1 protein-coding gene is annotated in these 269 nt (G+C 68.0%); it reads left to right on the top strand.

Annotation, left to right across the window (positions count from 1 at the left end; all coding sequences use genetic code 11):
- Nucleotides 1-49: 49 nt before the first annotated feature.
- Nucleotides 50-269: hypothetical protein (locus SB679_RS24440; protein WP_410704857.1), on the top strand; the 220-nt coding region annotated here is incomplete at its 3' end.

Raw genomic sequence — 269 nt, forward strand, 5'->3', positions numbered from 1 at the left:
GACTTACATCGCACTCTTCCAACTGACTCCAGCTTCCGCTCGGCCGTATATGGCGGGCTCTGAAACCAATAGCTTCCTGGAGCTCACATTTGGCTACAACGGCCTGGGCAGGATCACCGGCTCGGGCGACGGCGGCGCAGGCGGCGGTGCGGCAGGCGGCGGCCCCGGGGGCGGTGGTTTCGGCGCGGGCGCTGGCGGCGGGGGGAACACCGGTTTCGGTGGAGTTGCCGGCATAGGCCGCATGTTCGGCACGAGCTTTGGCGGCGAAG

The organism is Chryseobacterium sp. SIMBA_029 (assembly GCF_046535275.1).
Taxonomy (GTDB): domain Bacteria; phylum Bacteroidota; class Bacteroidia; order Flavobacteriales; family Weeksellaceae; genus Chryseobacterium.